The sequence below is a fragment of the Prochlorococcus marinus str. MIT 9312 genome, assembly GCF_000012645.1.
GTDB lineage: Bacteria > Cyanobacteriota > Cyanobacteriia > PCC-6307 > Cyanobiaceae > Prochlorococcus_A > Prochlorococcus_A marinus_L.
Map to the genome: position 1 here is coordinate 1,508,163 of NC_007577.1, position 17,707 is coordinate 1,525,869.

The following is a 17,707-nucleotide window of genomic DNA, read 5'->3' on the forward strand; positions in this document are numbered from 1 at the left end:
AATGAGGAATAAAGAAATTGAAAACTTAATTAAAGAAAATTTCAAAGATACAGCATTGCGTATTTATGAATTAGATAATGAAGATAGAAAAAGTTTGTTAGCAGAATATAGAGAATGGATTATGAATGATTTAGATTTTGAAGAAGTAATGATGCTACCTTATGAAGCCTATACTGACAAATTAGATTCTAATATCTTAGACGATTCACTTTAGTTCTCAAAAACATATCTCTTATTAAATTCATATACTTCTTTTGCTATTAAAGGAAGGAAGGAAGTATCTTTGGAATATTTTTCTCCATTACAAAAAACGACTAATAAAGTTTGTAGGGATTGACTATTAATCCACCAAGCAGAATCATGTCTAACTTCAGACATTAAGCCTGCTTTACTCCAAAGATTCATGCTTTCGGGTAATCCTGCACCTAAAAAACCATCTATTTGATTCAAAGAATCGTTTTTAAGAGCAACTTTATTTAAACTTCTTTTTAAAAAACTTCTTAAATTTAAGTCATTTTTCTGATAATCAATATGAATCATAATTTGCTCCAAAACCCTTGCAACTGAATCAGTAGTCATTGCATTCCTATTTTTATTTTCATATCCATAAAATTCTTTTTCACGCCCAAATGGTCCATCATCCCAGGTCTTCTGACAGCAATTTATACCAATCAATTCCTCCCAATGTAAATCATGCAGCCAATCATTAATTATACTTCTTTGATATTTCCAATTTTCCCATAATTCACCCTCAATGCATGGTCCACTTGTGGTACCAGTAAGTAAATCAATTAAAAAGCTTGTCGCATTATTACTTGAGAAAGACAACATTTTCCTCACGGCATCTATGATCTCATCTGATAATAATAAACTTCCTTTTTCAATCCAATAATATGCAGCGAGACCATAAACCAACTTGACTACACTGGCAGGATATATCATTTTTTTATTATTTATACCAGATCCACACCCTTTAAATACGCTTTTATTTTCACTTTTGTAGTTAATCCAAGTTATGGCAATATCTTCTCTTAAAAAATCTTTATTATAAGAGCATACCCTCCCTAAAATATCATTTAAGGCTAGACCCATCTCTTTACTTACATAGTAGAAGGACATTTTATGGAAAATTATAAAGACCCTATCTCACTATTTAAACAAACAAATTTTTCAAAGACTATTTGGTGGAAATTAAAAGTTAATATTTCTGGATATCAAAATGAAAAAGAAAATAAGTTAGTGACAGAAATTTGTAAAAATAGAATTTTTAGACTACTTTACCCAAATATTCATCAACGTACCCATAAATTTTCAAGGATTTTAGTTCAACTATATGAAGATGGTTACGTCTGTTGGATAAATTTGGATGAATTGATTATTGAGAAAAGCGAATTAAGAAAAACTGAGAATTTTAAAAATGAACACTTCTTTATAAAAGATAAAGTTCCCTTAATTATAAAATGGATACAAAAACAATCTGAGTTAACGAATGAATATCTTTGGGGAGGTACATTAGGACCCAATTTTGATTGTTCCGGATTAATTCAGACTGCTTTCTTCATACATCATATTCATATTCCTAGAGACTCTTTTCAAATAAAAAGTTTTTGTAAACACCTTTTTTATTTCAAAGAATCTTATGCAGCTCTTCAACCAGGAGATCTTTTGTTTTTTGGAAATAAAGAAAAATGTGACCATATAGGAATCTACAAAGGAGATGGGTTATATTACCATAGCTCTGGAAAGGAGTTTGGAAGAAATGGAATAGGATTAGATAGTTTCAAAGAGACTAATGACCCAATTTCATTGCATTATAAATCCAAACTAATCTCAGCCGGAAGAGTCGTAAGAAATTATAGGTGGGATAGAAGTATTAGATAGCAGTCTTTTAATTAAATTAAAATATAAGACCTTCTTTAAATTTTAAAATTAACCAGTAGTCCAAATATTCTGAATTAGTTGCATTATGTTGTTCAAATGCAGTGTTCCAACAAGAAGCCATGCAAAAACTGCACCACCGCAACCGCCTAGCCAAAATCCACTTGTAAAGTCAGCCCACCCTGCTCTAGTAAATAAATCTGCAGGAGGATTATTAACAGTAGCATCAGGAGGTTGCACATTAGGTGCTTTACCTGGGGCGTTATAAAGAACTAAAAGTGCTGTCAAAATATGAACCGCGCCAATAGCAGCAAGTAATCCTGCGGTTAATGCGAAATCAGAATTTCTTAAAGGACCAGTCATAGTAAATGGACCATATAAGAGATAACCTAAAGCCGCTCCAGTTTCTAAACCTCTAAAATTTGGAGAAATGCCTTCTCTATAAAAAGGTAAATTATTTATAAAAACTTTGGTAAAATAACCACTATTAACTGGGGTAGCCAAATTCCCAACAAACGGATCAGCAACAGTTTTAACAGCCCATTGTTCTGCGATACCAATATCTGTAGGCAGGACACTTTGATCTATATATTTTTCGGGAAATTTAGGATTGGCTCCTAATGGTGTTTGTGAATCGCTCATTTTAAAAAAGGATAATGTGATAATTAATTTTTATTCAGTAGCCGTTATGAATCTGCCTATTAAAACAATAAAAACAGCAGGTGCTACCAAGCCAATCATGGGGACAAAGACCGAAGGCAGAAGATTTGAAAATTCAGATGACATAATTCGTTTAACATCTTTAAACACTTTAGTATTTATCTGATAAATAGTGTTAATTTTATTACTGGATGATATAAAAATTATTAACTTTTTACATGTTAAATTTTTTCGCAATATTACTCATTATTTTTATTGTATTTTTACTATTAATTTTTAAAAAAAGACAGTTTAAAAATGCAATAAATTTAAAAAACTTATCTTCAAATAAACTTATAAATAATAATAATAAAAATATATCTAAAAAGAATAGTGTTTCTTACAAGCATGAAGATACCATATACTCAGAATTTGATAAAAAGGCTCTAAGAAATAAAATGTTTAAACTTTTTCAAAGCCATAAAGAAGATAAATTAAAAGCTTTAAAAATTGCAGAGAAATTAGCTGATAAATCAATATTGCCTATTCTTAGAAGAGGTTTAAAAGATACATCTCCAGAGATAGTTGAAAAGTCAGCTTACTTAATTAGAAACTTTAAGTAAAAGTTTCATTCTTCTTGCTTTCATCAATTTCTCTAACTCTATAAATTGGTCTGTTTTGACTCTCATGATAAGTCCGAATTAAAAGCTCACTTAATAATCCAAAGCTAAATAATTGAACCCCTGCAATTCCTAATATTAATGCAAACATAAGCATCGGACGATTCCCAATATCTTCTCCCAATATTTTTATAATTAACAAATAAGAACTCATTGAGAGACTAATCAGAATACTAATTATTCCAATAAAACCAAATCCATACATAGGTCTTGTTAAAAATTTAGTCATAAACCAAACAGTTAGTAAATCCATTAACACCCTAAAAGTTCTATCAATCCCATATTTACTTGATCCATATTTACGACTTCTATGATTGACCTTGATTTCCTTAATTTTTGCACCTTCAATATTTGCTAAAACTGGAAGAAACCTGTGCAGTTCTCCATATAGTTTAATATCATCAATTATTTCTTTTTTAAAAGCTTTTAATGAACATCCATAATCATGCAACTTCAAACCTGTTACTTGAGCTATTAATTGATTTGCTATTTTTGATGGTATCTTCCTATTAATTAATTTATCTTTTCTATCAAACCTCCAACCACATATCAAATCATAGCCATTATTAATTTCTGAAATTAATTTAGGTATATCATTAGGGTCATTCTGTAAGTCACCATCCAATGTAATTACAATGTTACCTTTTGAGTGATCAAAGCCAGCTGACATTGCTGCAGTTTGTCCATAATTTTTACGAAGAGAAATTACTGACAATTCCTGAATTTTGTGAGTTAAGTGTTTTAATACTCGATGAGTATTGTCTTTAGACCCATCATTTACAACAATCAATTCAAAATCAAATTTATGTGATGCCATTACACTTATAACTTCATCTAATAAAAAACCAATACTTTCACTTTCATTGAAAACAGGAATAATAATTGATATTAATTGGTTTATATTTGACATATTTATTTAGATAATAATCCTATAATTTTAACTTAATTTAGAAGAATAAAATTAAACAAAAAAAATCACCACATTCGTGGTGATTTGTATTATTTAAGAAGACTTTAACCGAACTTACCTGATGTTGATGCAATCACAAAGGCTCCAAATGTAAGGATGTTTCCTATCGTGAAATGTGCCAAACCAACTAATCTAGCTTGAACAATTGAAAGTGCAACTGGCTTATCTCTCCAGCCTACAAGGTTAGCTATTGGTGTGCGCTGATGTGCCCAAACTAATGTTTCTATTAATTCTTGCCAATAACCACGCCATGAAATCAGGAACATAAATCCAGTAGCCCAAACTAAATGACCAAATAGGAACATCCAAGCCCAAGGAGATAAGGAGTTAACACCAAATGGATTATATCCATTAATTAACTGTGATGAATTGAGCCATAGATAATCTCTAAACCAACCCATTAAGTAGGTACCTGATTCATTAAATTGAGCCATATTACCTTGCCAAATTGTTAGGTGCTTCCAGTGCCAGTAGAAAGTTACCCATGCAATAAGATTTAATGCCCAGAACATTGCAAGGTACATAGCATCCCATGAAGAACTATCACAAGTTCCTCCACGACCTGGTCCATCGCAAGGGAAAGCATAACCTAAATCCTTTTTATCAGGAATTAATTTTGTACCTCTAGCATCTAATGCTCCTTTAATAAGGATTAGTGCTGTTGTATGAAGTCCTAGCGCTATAGCATGATGAACTAAGAAATCTGCTGGTCCAATAGGCAAGAAAGAGCTTAGAGCATCTTGTCTATTAATTAGATCCATCCAATAGTGATTTCCTGGCATAGAGTTTGCTGCTATAGTTGCAGAACTCGTAGGATCAGATAATAAAGCATCGAAGCCATACATCATTTTCCCTTGGGCAGCTTGAACAAACTGAGCAAATACAGGTTCAATTAGAATTTGTTTTTCTGGATTTCCAAAAGCTACTACTACATCGTTATGAACATAAATTCCAAGAGTATGGAATCCCAGTAACATTGTTACCCAACTTAAGTGACTTATTAGTGCTTCTTTGGTTCCTAAGACTCTAGCTAAAACATTATCTTTGTTTACTTCTGGATCATAATCACGTACAAAGAAAATAGCCCCATGAGCAAAAGCTCCCACCATTAAGAACATAGCTATGTATTGATGGTGAGTATATAGAGCTGACTGTGTAGTGTAATCTCTAGCAATAAAAGCATAAGAAGGAAGAGCTCCCATATGTTGAGCAACTAGAGAAGTAGCAACACCAAGAGATGCTAAAGCTAAACCTAATTGAAAGTGTAGAGAGTTGTTAACCGTCTCATAAATTCCATCATGACTAATTCCGAAACTACCTTTATGAGGGTCATTTGGATGTCTAGTGTTATGAGCTTCAGTAATTTCTTTGAGGCTGTGTCCTATGCCAAAAGTATTTCTATACATATGGCCAGCAATTACAAAAACACAACCAATTGCAATATGATGATGTGCAATATCAGTAAGCCATAAAGCTTCACTTTGAGGATGTAGTCCTCCTAAGAACGTAAAGATTGCTGTTCCAGCACCCTCTGCAGTTCCGAATACTTGATCTAAAGAATCAGGATTTTGTGCATAAGCACCCCAATTTAGAGTAAAGAAAGGAGCTAATCCTGCAGGATGAGGAAGAACTGTTAACCAATTGTCCCAACCAACATGCTGACCTCTAGATTCTGGAATTGCTACATGAACCAAATGTCCTGTCCAAGCAATACTACTGAAACCAAATAAGACAGATAAATGATGATTTAACTGTGCCTCAGCATTTTTAAACCAAGCTAGTGTAGGTCTGAATTTAGGCTGTAAATGTAACCAACCAGCAAATAAAACCCAACAAGCTAAAATGCTCATAAAGATTGAAGCCTGAAAAAGTTGCTCGTTAGTTCTCATACCGATTGTGTACCACCAATGGTAAAGGCCTGAGTAAGCTATGTTAACTGGACCATTAGCTCCAGCTTGAGTCATTGCTTCTGTTATGCCTTCTCCAAAATGAGGATCCCAAATTGCATGGGCAATTGGACGGACATGAGTTGGATCAAGTACAAATTGCTCAAAGTTACCCTGCCAAGCTACATGGAATAGGTTACCAGCTACCCAAAGGGCGATAATTGCTAGATGACCAAAATGGGTAGAGAAAAGCTTCTGATAAAGCTTTTCTTCAGTCATTCCATCATGACTCTCAAAGTCATGAGCGGTTGCTATTCCGTACCATATTCGGCGGGTTGTCGGGTCCTGAGCTAGACCCTGGTTAAATGATGGAAATTTTGTTGCCATTGAATTAAAAAGGTGAAGTTCAGGTAATTAGCCCAGCCCGAAAAGGCGAGCATGGAAGAAAGCCCAAGTAGTTGCTATACCTCCGAGAAGGAAGTGAGCTACACCAACGGCTCTACCTTGAGTAATTGAAAGTGCTCTTGGTTGTATTGTTGGGGCAACTTTAAGCTTGTTATGAGCCCATACTATTGATTCAAATAATTCTTGCCAATAGCCTCTTCCACTGAATAAGAACATCAAACTAAACGCCCATATGAAGTGAGCTCCTAAGAACATCAATCCATACATACTAATAGCTTCACCGTAACTTGTTAGTACTTGAGATGATTGAGCCCATAGGAAATCTCTTAGCCAACCATTAATGGTGATAGCACTTTGAGAGAAGTTTCCTCCTGTAAGTCCCCACACATCACTTTGCATTTTCCAAGAAAAGTGGAATATAACTATTGATATGCAGTTATACATCCAGAAAAGAGCTAAGAAGACATGATCCCATGATGAAACCTGACAAGTACCACCTCTTCCTGGACCATCACAAGGGAATCTAAATCCAAGAGAAGCTTTATCTGGAATTAGTCTTGAACTTCTTGCGTAAAGTACTCCTTTAAGGAGTATTAAAACGGTTACATGTATTTGGAAAGCATGAATATGATGGATCATCAAATCAGCAGTTCCAAGTTGAATTGGAGATATGGCTACCTTTCCACCTACTTCAACTAAACTTCCGTTAAAGACTTCACTTAAAGCTTTTTGAGGTAATCCCTCCGGAGTACCAGCTAAAATTGAAGTGCCTACTGCAGAAGCTTGAATACTTTGAACCCATTGCGCAAATATTGGTTGAAGCTGAATTGCATTATCACTAAACATGTCCTGAGGTCTACCTAAAGCTCTCATAGTGTCGTTATGAATATAAAGTCCAAAACTATGAAAACCTAACCACATACAAACCCAGTTAAGATGACTTATTAAGGCATCTCTAGCTTTTAAAATCCTATCTAAAACGTTATCAATATGTTTTGCTGGATCATAGTCTCTAACCATGGCTATACCAGCATGAGCTCCAGCCCCAACTATAAATAAAGCTCCTATCCACATATGATGTGTAAATAAACCAAGAACAGTCATATAATCAGTCGCTATGTAAGGATATGGAGGCATCGCATACATATGATGAGAAATCAGGATGCTAAGAGATCCTAGACATGCGAGGTTTACAGATAGTTGAGCGTGTCTGCTTTCAGCCATGAACTCGAAAAGACCTTGATGACCTTTTGGTGCTGGGAATAATATTGGATCTCCTTGATGAGCTTCTAAAATCTCTTTCATACTTGAACCAATTCCATAATTAGTTCTATATAAATGACCTCCAATTATGGCAATTACACCAAAAGCTAAATGATGATGTGCAATATCAGTCATCCATAAACTTCCAGTGACAGGATTCAAACCACCTTTAAAAGTTAAGAAATCTGAGAAAGCGAACCAATTAAGACTAAAGAAATTACCAACTCCACTAGCTAGACCAGGAAAGATCTGACCAATTATTTGGGGATCGCAAAGCTGATGAGGCATTGGCATATCCGCAATTGTTGCGATCTTTTGACCATTAATAACTAAAGGTGATCCAGCGTCAATTGCATCAAGAAGTGCAGCTGTTGGCGCTCCAATATGAATACAATGTCCAGCCCAAGCTAGTGATCCAAGCCCAACCAAACCTGCAATATGGTGATTAAGCATTGACTCAATATTTTGGAACCATTCCAATTTTGGAGCAGCTTTATGATAATGGTATATACCTCCATGAAGCATAAGAGCAGCCATTATTACTGCACCAATAGCCAAAGCCATTAACTCACTTTCGTTAGTAATACCCCAAGCTCTCCACATATGAAAAATTCCAGAGCTTATTTGAATACCGTTGTAGTCCGCACCAAGATTACCGTTTAGCATCTCTTGGCCGACAACAGCCCAAACTTGCTGAGCTCCTGGTTTAACATTAGTTGGATCAGCTAACCAACCTGTGTAATTTGAAAATCTTGCTCCATGGAAAAAAGCAGCACTCATCCATATAAAAATGATTGCAAGATGTCCAAAGTGAGCTGAGAAGATTTTTCTTGTTGCTTCTTCAGCATCGCCTGTATGCACATCAAAATCATGTGCATCTGCATGCAAATTCCAGATCCAAGTTGTAGTTTTTGGACCCTTGGATAATTTAGTAGACCAGAAACCTGGCTTATCTAATTTGGCAAAATCAATAGGTCTTGGATCGGCCTTAACAGGATCTTCCAAAACTTTCTTGTTTTTTTCTCCACTTTCTGGTGGGCTGATGGTCATCTAGCACCTCGAAAATAATTGACATTAAAGCCGATTGATCAAATCTTGGACTTATTTTTAATAATAATGTTCAAGAAAACGAAATCATTCGGAACTTTAGATATTCGTTTCAAAAATAATAAGTCAAAGATCTTTCGTTATGCATTAACGTAACAAATGTTCTAATGATTGTTACTATATGAATATTTTGTTAATTTTTTGTCTATGACTAAATTAAGAGTATTTTTACCCAAGTTTTGTAAGGATTTCTTTATATTTGTTTTATATTTCACACGATTTTTTTGAAATGCATTGAAAGTATATAATTTCCTTATAACAAATAAAATTTTTTGATTTGAAAGGAATCGCAATAGGTCTATCTAGTAATTCAAAAGCAATTTTAAAAAGACTTCAAAAAACTGAATTTGTTGAAGAGATATATATAGCAAGCTCTTTAAAAAATGATGATATAGAAGATGATCTTGTAAAAATACATAAGCCTAAGGAAATTTTACTTAAAAAATGGCCAGAACTAGATTTAATAATTTTTATAGGATCAATTGGTGCATCGATACGTGTAATAAGTCCTTTTTTAACCTCTAAAGATAAAGATCCAGGCGTGATAGCAATAGATAACAAATGTTCCAAGATAGTGCCTTTAATTGGTTTACATCAGTCAAATACCCAAAACATCGCATTTCAAATTTCTAATTTATTTGGTGGCCAAATAATAGAGACTAATAATTCAAATGATCAAAGCTTTTTAAATCTTGATTCATTTGGGAATCAATGGGGTTGGAAAAGATCTGGCAAAATACAGAACTGGTCAAAACTAGTAATAAATCAAGCTAAGAACAAAGAAATATTTTGCAAACAATTATCTGGTAACAGTTTATGGAAAACTTCAGAATCAGGAGAGTTGATTAATAAACTTCATCAAAAGGAAACTGAAAAACCAGATTCAACATTTCATGTGAGTATATTCGAAACGCATGTTACAACTTGGCATCCGCGCGTATTATGGATTGGCATTGGTTGTGAGCGAAATACTAGCAAAGAACTAATAGCAAATTCTTTAAATAAAATTTTGGAGTTAGAAAATTTATCTCAGCATTCAATTGCGGGATTTGCAACTATTGATATTAAAAAAGATGAGCAAGGGATTTTAGAACTCGCTGAAGAAAATAACTTGCCTATCAAGTTTTTTACTAAAGAAGATCTTTCAAAAATAATTGTTCCAAATCCATCAAGTGTAGTTCAAAAGGAAATTGGCACATCTTCTGTAGCAGAAGCTTCATGCTTACTCGCAGCAGGAGAAGAATCAAATTTATTAAAAGAAAAAATAATTTTTAAAGATAAAGATCTTCCAAAAAGTAAATCTGGCGCAGTTACTATTGCTATAGCTGAATCAAAAAATCAATATTATCCAAAAAATGGCGAAATACATATTATTGGAAGTGGGCCTGGCGATCTTTCCTTTTTAACCAATAACGCAAGAAAAGCACTCTCAAGATGTAGTGTTTGGATTGGATACAAAATGTATTTAGATTTAATTAAACCATTGAAAAGGAGTGACCAGGTTTCAATTGAAAGTAAACTTACTGAGGAAAAAGAAAGATGCAGCACAGCAATTAAACTAGCCGAGGAAGGAATAAAAGTGGCTTTAATTTCGTCAGGGGAATCTGGATTTTATGGCATGGCTGGTTTACTTTTAGAATTACTTCTAAAAATCAAAAAAGAATATAGACCTTACTTTGAAGTACACCCTGGGATCAGTAGTGTTCAATTAGCCGCTGCGCTTAGTGGAGCTCCACTAATGAATGACTTTTGTTCAATAAGCTTAAGTGATAAGTTAACGCCCTGGTCTTTAATAGAAAAAAGAATTGAGGGAGCTCTTCTAGGTGACTTCGTAATAGCTTTATTTAATCCTCAATCAATTGAAAGAAATTGGCAGCTAAAAAGTGCAATTGATCTATGTATAAAATTTAGGCAAAGTGAAACTCCCATTTTAATAGCTAGACAAGTAGGAAGAGAAAATCAATCTAGAAAATTTTTTACTTTAAACACCATTCCCTTTGAAGAAATCGATATGTTATCAATAATTATTATTGGTAATTCTCAAACCACTTTAGTAGATGAAATATTTCTTACTCCAAGAGGATATTTACAAAAATAAATTTTGATTCATAAATTAATAATAGAACGTTTTTCTTTGCTTTTTTTTAATAAGAATACTAATCTTTTATAAATAAGGATTAAGAAAATTAATTGAAAAATATTGGTTTAATTTTATTTGACATAGATGGTGTAATACGCAGCGTAGAGAATAGTTACAGACTTTCACTAAAAAAAACAGTTTACAAATTTTCCGGATGGGAGCCAAGTTATATAGATATTGATAATGCAAAAAATGAAGGGATATGGAATAATGACTGGGATTTAAGTTTAGAACTTATAAAAAGATGTATAAAAAAAGAGAACTTAAACCTTAAAATACCCTCCAGAGAGGAAATAGTTAAATGTTTTGGAGAGTTTTACTTTGGAGGAGATCCAAATGAAGATAGTAAATATTGGTCTGGATTCATAACAAATGAGAAGTTATTAGTTGATAAAAAGTTTTTTGAATTAATACAAAGTAATGGAATAATGTGGGGTTTTGTGAGTGGTGCAGAGCATGCTTCTGCAAAATTTGTTTTAGAAAAAAGACTTGGGCTGAAATCACCTCCATTAATATCTATGGGAGATGCCCCAGACAAGCCTGATCCTAAAGGTTTTATTAACTTATCAAAAAAGCTTCTTGGAGATAAGCTTGGAGAATCAAATATTCCCATTGCTTATGTAGGAGATACTATTGCGGATATAAATACAGTTATAAACGCTAGAAAGGAAATACCATCTCAGAAATTCGTAAGTATTGGAATAGCCCCCCCTCATTTACATTTAAAGTCTCGATTAAAAGAACGTAATTCATACGAAAAAAATTTACAAAGTGCAGGAGCTGACTTGATTTTAAATTCTATTAATGACCTTAAAAATATTAATCTAGACTTGTTTTAAAAGGTATTAACTAATCAATATTTCTCAATTCATTTCGGAGAAGGAGGGATTATGCGAGCAACTCTATGTCTAGGTATGGCAAGAATAGTCATAATAGAAGATAGAGAAAATAACATTTTTCCGACAAAATTTCCGAAAGCACTTAAGCCATTCTTTAAGGAGGAAATCTAACTACTTTCCTATTTGTGAACCCACACCTTTGTTATTGAGTTCCTTTTGATATGCCTCTTTGCTTGAGAGTAAGATCTCGTTAATCGAGAATTTATTAAATAATGACTTTCCTATTTGTGAAACCACACCTTTGTTATTGAGTTCCTTTTGATATGCATCTTTGCTTGAGAGTAAGATCTCGTTAATCGAGAATTTATTAAATAATGACTTTCCTATTTGGGAACCCACACCTTTGTTATTGAGTTCCTTTTGATATGCCTCTTTGCTTGAGAGTAAGATCTCGTTAATCGAGAATTTATTTAACAATGACATAGTAGATGATCACTTAAGTTATCCATTCTTTTATAACGCATAGCAATTTGTACTTCAAATGTGTGAGATCTTTTTTGAAAATCTACATATCGAACTTTTGCAATTCAATCTGGACAACCGACTACTGCGTCTGTAGTGGGGTTTTTTATGCAATTTTTTTTCCGACAACAAATTTGGGGTTGGATTAAAAATCTAACCTATAAAAAATAACTCATAAGTTGCTCTAATTCTTTTAACTGCAATTATTTTGACCCTTTCTGACGTTATCTGACACTAATAAAATACGGAGAGGGAGGGATTCGAACCCTCGACAAAAGTTACCTCCTGTAACTCCTTAGCAGGGAGCCGCTTTCAACCACTCAGCCACCTCTCCAGTTCTTATACATTATCAATTTTTTTGCAAACATTCAAAATTTTTTATTTAATCGAAATGTCTAATCAACTTGAACTCTCGGCAATCTATTTTTAAAGGAACAAAGAATTTCCCATGGAATAGTGTTAGATTGATTTGCCCAATCAAAAGGAGAAATTGTTTTGTCTCCGTCAGATCCTAGTAATAACATAGTACTACCAATTTTAATTTCATCTGAACCTGTTATGTCCACCATCATTTGATCCATAGTTATAGATCCAACTTGGGGATAAAGTTCATTATTATGAATAACGTTTATCTTGCCTGAAAGATTTCTTGGGACTCCATCTGCATAACCAATGCTTAATACAGCTAACTTAGTTTTTCTACCACTTACAAATTTTCCTCCGTAACTTACTTTTACCCCTTGATCAATAATTCTTATAAAAGCTACTTTGACCTTCAAAAATAAAGCTGGTTTAAGAGATAAATTTCTATCTATTTTTGCGAGAGGACTATATCCATACATAGAAAGCCCAACACGTACCATATGAAAATGAAAGTCTTTATTAATAAGCATGCCCGCAGAATTTGCCAAATGAATCTTGATATTGTGATTTCTATCAACGTTAATTTGCTGTAATAATTCCTGAAACTTTAGTCTTTGTATTTGTGTACTACTTTTGGGATCTAATGAGTTATCTTCATCTGCAGATGATAAATGACTATATATTCCTTCTACTGAAATGTTTTCAAAAGATTTTATTTTTTCAAATTGCTGAACAAATTTATTAGATTCAAACCCTAATCTTGACATTCCAGTATCAACTTTAAGATGTAAAGAAAATTTCGACCCAAAGTGCTTCCCAATATTATTGCAAATTAAACACTCTCTTATACTACTAATAGTTGGCATAAGATCATTTTTAAAAGATATTATTAAATCCCTTTTGGCATATAGATTTCCCAGAATAAGAATTGGTTTTTTAACTCCAGAAGAACGAAGCATAATCCCTTCTTTTAAAGTGGCAACTCCTAATTGCGAAGCTCCACCTTTAATAGCATATTCAGATACTACTTTTGCATCATGTCCATATCCATCTGCTTTAACAACTGCCATAAATTGACAACTTTTACTTAATTTTGATCTTAACTGCCTTACATTTGACTCTATTGCTTTACCTTTAACTTCAATCCATGCTCTTTGTTTTGGATCTATATCTTTTTCAAAAGTTGGATATTTGTCAGAATTAAATCCATGATTTTTTTGCCGAATTTGCATTAACTTTGCACATTTATATGCGCTTATTGAAATATACAGTTAGCATGACATGTAAATTCTATTTTGGCATGGGCCAGACTCTAGTTTTAAATGCATCCTATGAACCTTTAAATATCACTTCTTGGCGAAGAGCTGTTATTTTAATGATCAAAGGTAAAGCAGAAAGCTTAGAGGAAGATAAATCTTATTCAATACATTGCGGCAGAAAATTACCTACAGTTATAAGACTTCGTTACTACGTTAAGGTACCTTTTAGGGAGGTTTCTTTAACAAGAAAAAATATTCTTCTAAGAGATAATAATGCCTGTCAATACTGTAACTACAGAGGTAGTGATTTATCAATAGATCATGTTTTACCGAGAAGCAGAGGTGGAACTGATAACTGGGAAAATGTTACTACAGCTTGTCTTAGATGTAATGTACAAAAAGGTAACCGCACCCCAGAAGAGGCAAATATACCTTTAAAACGAAAGCCATACCGTCCACTAAGTAATCTCAATTTTGAGGCTACAAGACAAATTGACTCTGGCAGACATAAAGAATGGAGTAAATATGTAATAGGGGTTGCAATCTAAGAAAATAAAATCTTAATTCACATCGTTATTAAAATCTTCCATCATTCTCTTTTGCTCTTGCGCTATACATGCATCAATCACTTCATCCAACTGACCAGCGAGAATTGGTTCTAGCGAAAAATTGGAACCTAATCTATGATCAGTTGTTCTGTTATCTTTAAAATTATAAGTTCTAATTTTTTCACTCCTATCACCAGTTCCAACCTGTGAAAGCCTTTGTGATCTCTCTTTTGCATTAGCTTCTTTTAATTGAATTTCATACAATTTAGCTCTTAAAATTTCCATTGCTCGCTCACGATTTTGCAATTGTGATCTCTCTTGAGTACAAAAAACTCTTATTCCTGTGGGCTTATGGAGAAGATCAATAGCAGTCTCAACCTTATTCACATTTTGGCCCCCTGCACCTCCTGATCTTGCTGTGCCAACCTCTAAATCGGTAGGATCAATCTTAACCTCAACAGGATCTGCTTCAGGCATGACAGCAACTGTAGCTGTAGAGGTATGAACTCTACCTTGAGACTCAGTAGCTGGAACTCTTTGAACTCTATGTACGCCAGCCTCGAATTTAAGTTGACTATATACAGAATCTCCTTTAACTGAGATAACTAGCTCCTTAAATCCTCCCATATCTGACTCGGAAGCACTAACAGGTTTTACAGACCATCCGATTTTTTGTCCGTATCTCTCATACATTCTTGCTAAATCACCCGCCCATATACAAGCTTCGCTACCTCCAGCACCAGCTCTGATCTCTAACATTACACTTCTCTCATCTCTTGGATCTTTAGGTAATAAGGCGATTGTAGTTTTTTGAATAAGTTGATTCTTACATTCCTCAAGGTTAATTAACTCTTCATTTATTAAAGATTCCATCTCTTTATCATTTCGATTCTCTTTCAGTAGATTTTTTGAATCTTCAATTTCTTTATCGGTATCAAGCAACTTATTAAAATCAATCACCAAAGGTTCCAACTTTGACCTTTCTCTTGCTATTGATTCTAATTTTTTAGGATCATTAGCTATATCAGGATCTGCAAGCTGCACTTCCAAATTTTCAAAACTTTCTGAAGCAGTTTTCAACCTTGCAATTAGTGTTGAGTATTCCAATTGAAATTATGCTTAATTTTTGAAAATTCTATTTATTAGAATCTTTTTCTTCTTTTTGCTCTTTTGATGTAGCTGAATTAGCTGAACCCATTCCATATTTTTTCATAAACCTATCAACTCTACCTTCTGTATCAAGAATTTTCTGAGTTCCAGTAAAGAAAGGATGATTACCACTCCATACGTCGACATGTAGTTCAGGTTGCGTTGAACCCGTAGTCATTACAACTTCTCCATTACAAATAACTTTTGCATCTGGATACCATTTTGGGTGGATTTCTGATTTTGGCATAATTAAAATTTCTTTAACGTTTGGAGAATTGTGGAGCTTTTCTTGCTTTTTTAAGACCATATTTTCTTCTTTCCTTAGCTCTAGGATCTCGACTAAGATGACCTTCTGTTTTTAGCGGTTTTCTGTTGTCGGGAGATAATTCGCAAAGTGCTCTTGCTGCTCCTTGCTTGATAGCGTCAGCTTGGCCTGTCAATCCCCCACCAAAAACATTTACGAGGATATCATATGAATTTTCAAGGCCTAACGTTTGCAAAGGTGCTTTAATTGAATTTAAGTGCAGAGGATTGAAGTTTAAATAATCATCTCCAGAACGACCATTAATTTTAATTTGTCCATTCCCCGGGATCAAGCGAACTCTAGCTACTGAAGTTTTTCTTCTTCCAGTTCCCCAATAAACAGCTTTGTTTTTTATTTGACTATTCATTTTTATAAATTAACTATTTAATAATACAGGATTCTGGGCAGCATGAGGATGATCAGCACCTTTATAAACTTTTAGTTTTTTAAATTGCTGTCTTCCTAACGAGTTATGAGGCAGCATGCCCTTGACAGCTTGCTCGATGATTCTTTCAGGAATCCTCTCTTGGAGAGACTCAAATTTTTCTGTTTTCATTCCTCCTGGTCTACCAGAATGTCTTCTATACAACTTTTGTGATGCTTTTTTGCCTGATACCTCGATTTTTTCTGCATTTACAACAATGACAAAATCTCCAGTATCAAGATGAGGAGTAAATGTTGGTTTATTCTTACCTCTTAATACAGTTGCAATTTCTGTAGCAAGTCTTCCAAGTGTCTTATCTTTTGCGTCGACTAAAAACCAATTTCTTTCTATGGTTTCTAAAGACGGAGTAATTGTTTTATTCATTTACCAAATCTATGCAAATAAATTTAAAGTTAGTTCTAAATTCTACCTTATTGAAGGAATTTTAAACAACAAATTTGGATGATTTACACAAATAATTCGCTTTGATCAACTTTACTTAAGAAAAACCCTTAATTAAAAACACTGGGAAAAAATCATTGTTATTGATCTTTTTAAAAACATTTTCTTCATAAACAGCATTTACAAAACATAAACCCTTAGCTGGAGCAGATTCTTTAACATCATTTTTTTTTTGGTTTACCCATATATCTGTAAAAATTTCTGGCGATATTTTTTTCTCTCCAACTAACACTAATTGACCAACAATTAAACGGACCATTCCATATAGAAAACCAGTAGCTTTAATATCAACTAAAATTAAATCCTCTACTCTTTTAATTTCTACATTTTTTATTTTTGTAATAGAGTTTTTCCTTTGACTTCCACTTTTCTGGAAAGCAAAAAAATCATGCTCTCCTTCCATTAGCTTTGATGCATTTGACATTAAAACTTCATCTAATATTTTTTGGTATCTATGCCATGACCAATTATTTATGAACAAATTAGGGAATTTACTGTTATTAATGACGTATCGATAATGTCTATACATTGCTGAATAGCATGAATGCCAACTATCTTTAACCTCAACTGATTCTAAGATTCTAATTGCTGAGGGTAACAAACCATTTAAGATATCAGAATAACTATTTGCTGGAATAACACAATCAATGTTGAAGTGTACTACTTGCCCTGATGCATGAACACCCGCATCAGTTCTACCTGCGGCAAAAGTCTTTACGACTTGATGGGTAATCTTAAAAAGAGCTCTCTCTAGAGTTTCCTGAACTGTAGTTGCATTTTTTTGTCTTTGCCAACCTGAGTAATTAGATCCATCATATTGGACTAATAAAGCTATCCTTTTCAAAAGTTTTTTTCTAATAAAAGGAACC

19 protein-coding genes and 1 tRNA gene are annotated in these 17,707 nt (G+C 33.5%); 6 read left to right on the forward strand and 14 right to left on the reverse strand.

What is annotated here, in order from left to right:
* The first annotated feature begins 1 nt into the window (after nt 1).
* On the forward strand, nt 2-214 hold the full coding sequence (locus PMT9312_RS08285) for a hypothetical protein (RefSeq protein WP_011377150.1): 213 nt from the start codon (nt 2-4) through the stop codon (nt 212-214).
* Here the strand turns inward: PMT9312_RS08285 and PMT9312_RS08290 are convergent.
* Nucleotides 211-1,119, reverse strand: a complete 909-nt coding sequence (locus PMT9312_RS08290; RefSeq protein WP_011377151.1) for a serine hydrolase — start codon at nt 1,117-1,119, stop codon at nt 211-213. The genes PMT9312_RS08285 and PMT9312_RS08290 overlap by 4 nt on opposite strands.
* 3 nt (nt 1,120-1,122) lie before the next feature.
* Here PMT9312_RS08290 and PMT9312_RS08295 point away from each other — a divergent pair, with 3 nt between their 5' ends.
* Entirely contained in the window at nt 1,123-1,881 is a 759-nt protein-coding gene (locus tag PMT9312_RS08295) for a C40 family peptidase (protein ID WP_011377152.1), read from the forward strand.
* A gap of 48 nt (nt 1,882-1,929) precedes the next feature.
* Here PMT9312_RS08295 and PMT9312_RS08300 read toward each other — a convergent pair whose 3' ends face one another.
* Both PMT9312_RS08300 and PMT9312_RS09520 read right to left on the reverse strand, forming a co-directional pair.
* The gene (locus PMT9312_RS08300; protein ID WP_011377153.1) at nt 1,930-2,520 is read right to left on the reverse strand and encodes a photosystem I reaction center protein subunit XI; all 591 of its coding nucleotides are present in this window, start codon (nt 2,518-2,520) and stop codon (nt 1,930-1,932) included.
* Between the two features lie 30 nt (nt 2,521-2,550).
* Nucleotides 2,551-2,664: a photosystem I reaction center subunit VIII gene (locus tag PMT9312_RS09520; RefSeq protein WP_011377154.1), complete on the reverse strand. Its 114-nt coding sequence runs from the start codon at nt 2,662-2,664 to the stop codon at nt 2,551-2,553.
* Between the two features lie 92 nt (nt 2,665-2,756).
* Here PMT9312_RS09520 and PMT9312_RS08305 point away from each other — a divergent pair, with 92 nt between their 5' ends.
* The gene (locus tag PMT9312_RS08305; protein WP_011377155.1) at nt 2,757-3,140 is read left to right on the forward strand and encodes a hypothetical protein; all 384 of its coding nucleotides are present in this window, start codon (nt 2,757-2,759) and stop codon (nt 3,138-3,140) included.
* Here PMT9312_RS08305 and PMT9312_RS08310 read toward each other — a convergent pair.
* The 3 genes from PMT9312_RS08310 to psaA all read right to left on the reverse strand — a co-directional run bounded on the left by PMT9312_RS08310 (nt 3,133) and on the right by psaA (nt 8,771).
* A complete protein-coding gene (locus PMT9312_RS08310) occupies nt 3,133-4,107 on the reverse strand; it encodes a glycosyltransferase family 2 protein (protein ID WP_011377156.1) in 975 nt (324 codons plus the stop codon). The two genes, PMT9312_RS08305 and PMT9312_RS08310, sit on opposite strands and share 8 nt — an antisense overlap.
* Nucleotides 4,108-4,211: 104 nt before the next feature.
* Nucleotides 4,212-6,440 (reverse strand): photosystem I core protein PsaB, encoded by a 2,229-nt coding sequence (gene psaB / locus PMT9312_RS08315; protein ID WP_011377157.1) that lies wholly within the window; start codon nt 6,438-6,440, stop codon nt 4,212-4,214.
* 27 nt (nt 6,441-6,467) lie between these two features.
* Nucleotides 6,468-8,771 (reverse strand): photosystem I core protein PsaA, encoded by a 2,304-nt coding sequence (gene psaA, locus PMT9312_RS08320; protein ID WP_011377158.1) that lies wholly within the window; start codon nt 8,769-8,771, stop codon nt 6,468-6,470.
* Nucleotides 8,772-9,105: 334 nt separating this feature from the next.
* Here psaA and cobJ point away from each other — a divergent pair, with 334 nt between their 5' ends.
* Nucleotides 9,106-10,926: a precorrin-3B C(17)-methyltransferase gene (cobJ, locus tag PMT9312_RS08325; protein WP_011377159.1), complete on the forward strand. Its 1,821-nt coding sequence runs from the start codon at nt 9,106-9,108 to the stop codon at nt 10,924-10,926.
* Between the two features lie 92 nt (nt 10,927-11,018).
* Nucleotides 11,019-11,807, forward strand: coding sequence for a TIGR01548 family HAD-type hydrolase (locus tag PMT9312_RS08330; RefSeq protein WP_011377160.1), 789 nt, complete (start codon nt 11,019-11,021; stop codon nt 11,805-11,807).
* 171 nt (nt 11,808-11,978) lie between these two features.
* Here PMT9312_RS08330 and PMT9312_RS08335 read toward each other — a convergent pair whose 3' ends face one another.
* From PMT9312_RS08335 to alr, 3 genes are all read right to left on the reverse strand, one after another.
* The gene (locus PMT9312_RS08335) at nt 11,979-12,290 is read right to left on the reverse strand and encodes a hypothetical protein (protein ID WP_011377161.1); all 312 of its coding nucleotides are present in this window, start codon (nt 12,288-12,290) and stop codon (nt 11,979-11,981) included.
* Nucleotides 12,291-12,574: 284 nt separating this feature from the next.
* Nucleotides 12,575-12,663 (reverse strand) — tRNA-Ser (locus tag PMT9312_RS08340).
* A gap of 61 nt (nt 12,664-12,724) precedes the next feature.
* Nucleotides 12,725-13,924: an alanine racemase gene (alr, locus tag PMT9312_RS08345; RefSeq protein ID WP_011377162.1), complete on the reverse strand. Its 1,200-nt coding sequence runs from the start codon at nt 13,922-13,924 to the stop codon at nt 12,725-12,727.
* 17 nt (nt 13,925-13,941) lie between these two features.
* Here alr and PMT9312_RS08350 point away from each other — a divergent pair, with 17 nt between their 5' ends.
* Nucleotides 13,942-14,499 carry an HNH endonuclease gene (locus tag PMT9312_RS08350; RefSeq protein ID WP_011377163.1) on the forward strand — a complete coding sequence of 186 codons (558 nt, stop codon included), beginning with the start codon at nt 13,942-13,944 and terminating at the stop codon, nt 14,497-14,499.
* 12 nt (nt 14,500-14,511) lie between these two features.
* Here PMT9312_RS08350 and prfA read toward each other — a convergent pair whose 3' ends face one another.
* From prfA to truA, 5 genes are all read right to left on the reverse strand, one after another.
* The gene (gene prfA / locus PMT9312_RS08355) at nt 14,512-15,606 is read right to left on the reverse strand and encodes a peptide chain release factor 1 (protein ID WP_011377164.1); all 1,095 of its coding nucleotides are present in this window, start codon (nt 15,604-15,606) and stop codon (nt 14,512-14,514) included.
* 28 nt (nt 15,607-15,634) lie between these two features.
* A complete protein-coding gene (rpmE, locus tag PMT9312_RS08360; RefSeq protein ID WP_011377165.1) occupies nt 15,635-15,895 on the reverse strand; it encodes a 50S ribosomal protein L31 in 261 nt (86 codons plus the stop codon).
* A 13-nt stretch (nt 15,896-15,908) separates the two neighbouring features.
* Nucleotides 15,909-16,319 carry a 30S ribosomal protein S9 gene (gene rpsI, locus PMT9312_RS08365; RefSeq protein WP_011377166.1) on the reverse strand — a complete coding sequence of 137 codons (411 nt, stop codon included), beginning with the start codon at nt 16,317-16,319 and terminating at the stop codon, nt 15,909-15,911.
* A 9-nt stretch (nt 16,320-16,328) separates the two neighbouring features.
* Nucleotides 16,329-16,760 (reverse strand): 50S ribosomal protein L13, encoded by a 432-nt coding sequence (rplM, locus tag PMT9312_RS08370; protein WP_011377167.1) that lies wholly within the window; start codon nt 16,758-16,760, stop codon nt 16,329-16,331.
* A 115-nt stretch (nt 16,761-16,875) separates the two neighbouring features.
* Complete coding sequence (gene truA, locus PMT9312_RS08375) at nt 16,876-17,682, reverse strand: tRNA pseudouridine(38-40) synthase TruA (RefSeq protein WP_011377168.1); 807 nt, start codon at nt 17,680-17,682, stop codon at nt 16,876-16,878.
* Nucleotides 17,683-17,707 lie beyond the last annotated feature (25 nt).

What these genes read in the sequence shown, in the direction of transcription:
- psaB (WP_011377157.1), bottom strand. Translation starts at nt 6,440, where the DNA reads ATGGCAACAAAATTTCCATCATTTAACCAGGGTCTAGCTCAGGACCCG.
- PMT9312_RS08300 (WP_011377153.1), bottom strand. Translation starts at nt 2,520, where the DNA reads ATGAGCGATTCACAAACACCATTAGGAGCCAATCCTAAATTTCCCGAA.
- rpsI (WP_011377166.1), bottom strand. Translation starts at nt 16,319, where the DNA reads ATGAATAGTCAAATAAAAAACAAAGCTGTTTATTGGGGAACTGGAAGA.
- PMT9312_RS08335 (WP_011377161.1), bottom strand. Translation starts at nt 12,290, where the DNA reads ATGTCATTGTTAAATAAATTCTCGATTAACGAGATCTTACTCTCAAGC.
- PMT9312_RS08290 (WP_011377151.1), bottom strand. Translation starts at nt 1,119, where the DNA reads ATGTCCTTCTACTATGTAAGTAAAGAGATGGGTCTAGCCTTAAATGAT.
- PMT9312_RS08310 (WP_011377156.1), bottom strand. Translation starts at nt 4,107, where the DNA reads ATGTCAAATATAAACCAATTAATATCAATTATTATTCCTGTTTTCAAT.
- PMT9312_RS08305 (WP_011377155.1), top strand. Translation starts at nt 2,757, where the DNA reads ATGTTAAATTTTTTCGCAATATTACTCATTATTTTTATTGTATTTTTA.
- PMT9312_RS08285 (WP_011377150.1), top strand. Translation starts at nt 2, where the DNA reads ATGAGGAATAAAGAAATTGAAAACTTAATTAAAGAAAATTTCAAAGAT.
- PMT9312_RS08295 (WP_011377152.1), top strand. Translation starts at nt 1,123, where the DNA reads ATGGAAAATTATAAAGACCCTATCTCACTATTTAAACAAACAAATTTT.
- alr (WP_011377162.1), bottom strand. Translation starts at nt 13,924, where the DNA reads ATGCAAATTCGGCAAAAAAATCATGGATTTAATTCTGACAAATATCCA.
- PMT9312_RS08350 (WP_011377163.1), top strand. Translation starts at nt 13,942, where the DNA reads ATGCGCTTATTGAAATATACAGTTAGCATGACATGTAAATTCTATTTT.
- rplM (WP_011377167.1), bottom strand. Translation starts at nt 16,760, where the DNA reads ATGAATAAAACAATTACTCCGTCTTTAGAAACCATAGAAAGAAATTGG.
- psaA (WP_011377158.1), bottom strand. Translation starts at nt 8,771, where the DNA reads ATGACCATCAGCCCACCAGAAAGTGGAGAAAAAAACAAGAAAGTTTTG.
- PMT9312_RS09520 (WP_011377154.1), bottom strand. Translation starts at nt 2,664, where the DNA reads ATGTCATCTGAATTTTCAAATCTTCTGCCTTCGGTCTTTGTCCCCATG.
- rpmE (WP_011377165.1), bottom strand. Translation starts at nt 15,895, where the DNA reads ATGCCAAAATCAGAAATCCACCCAAAATGGTATCCAGATGCAAAAGTT.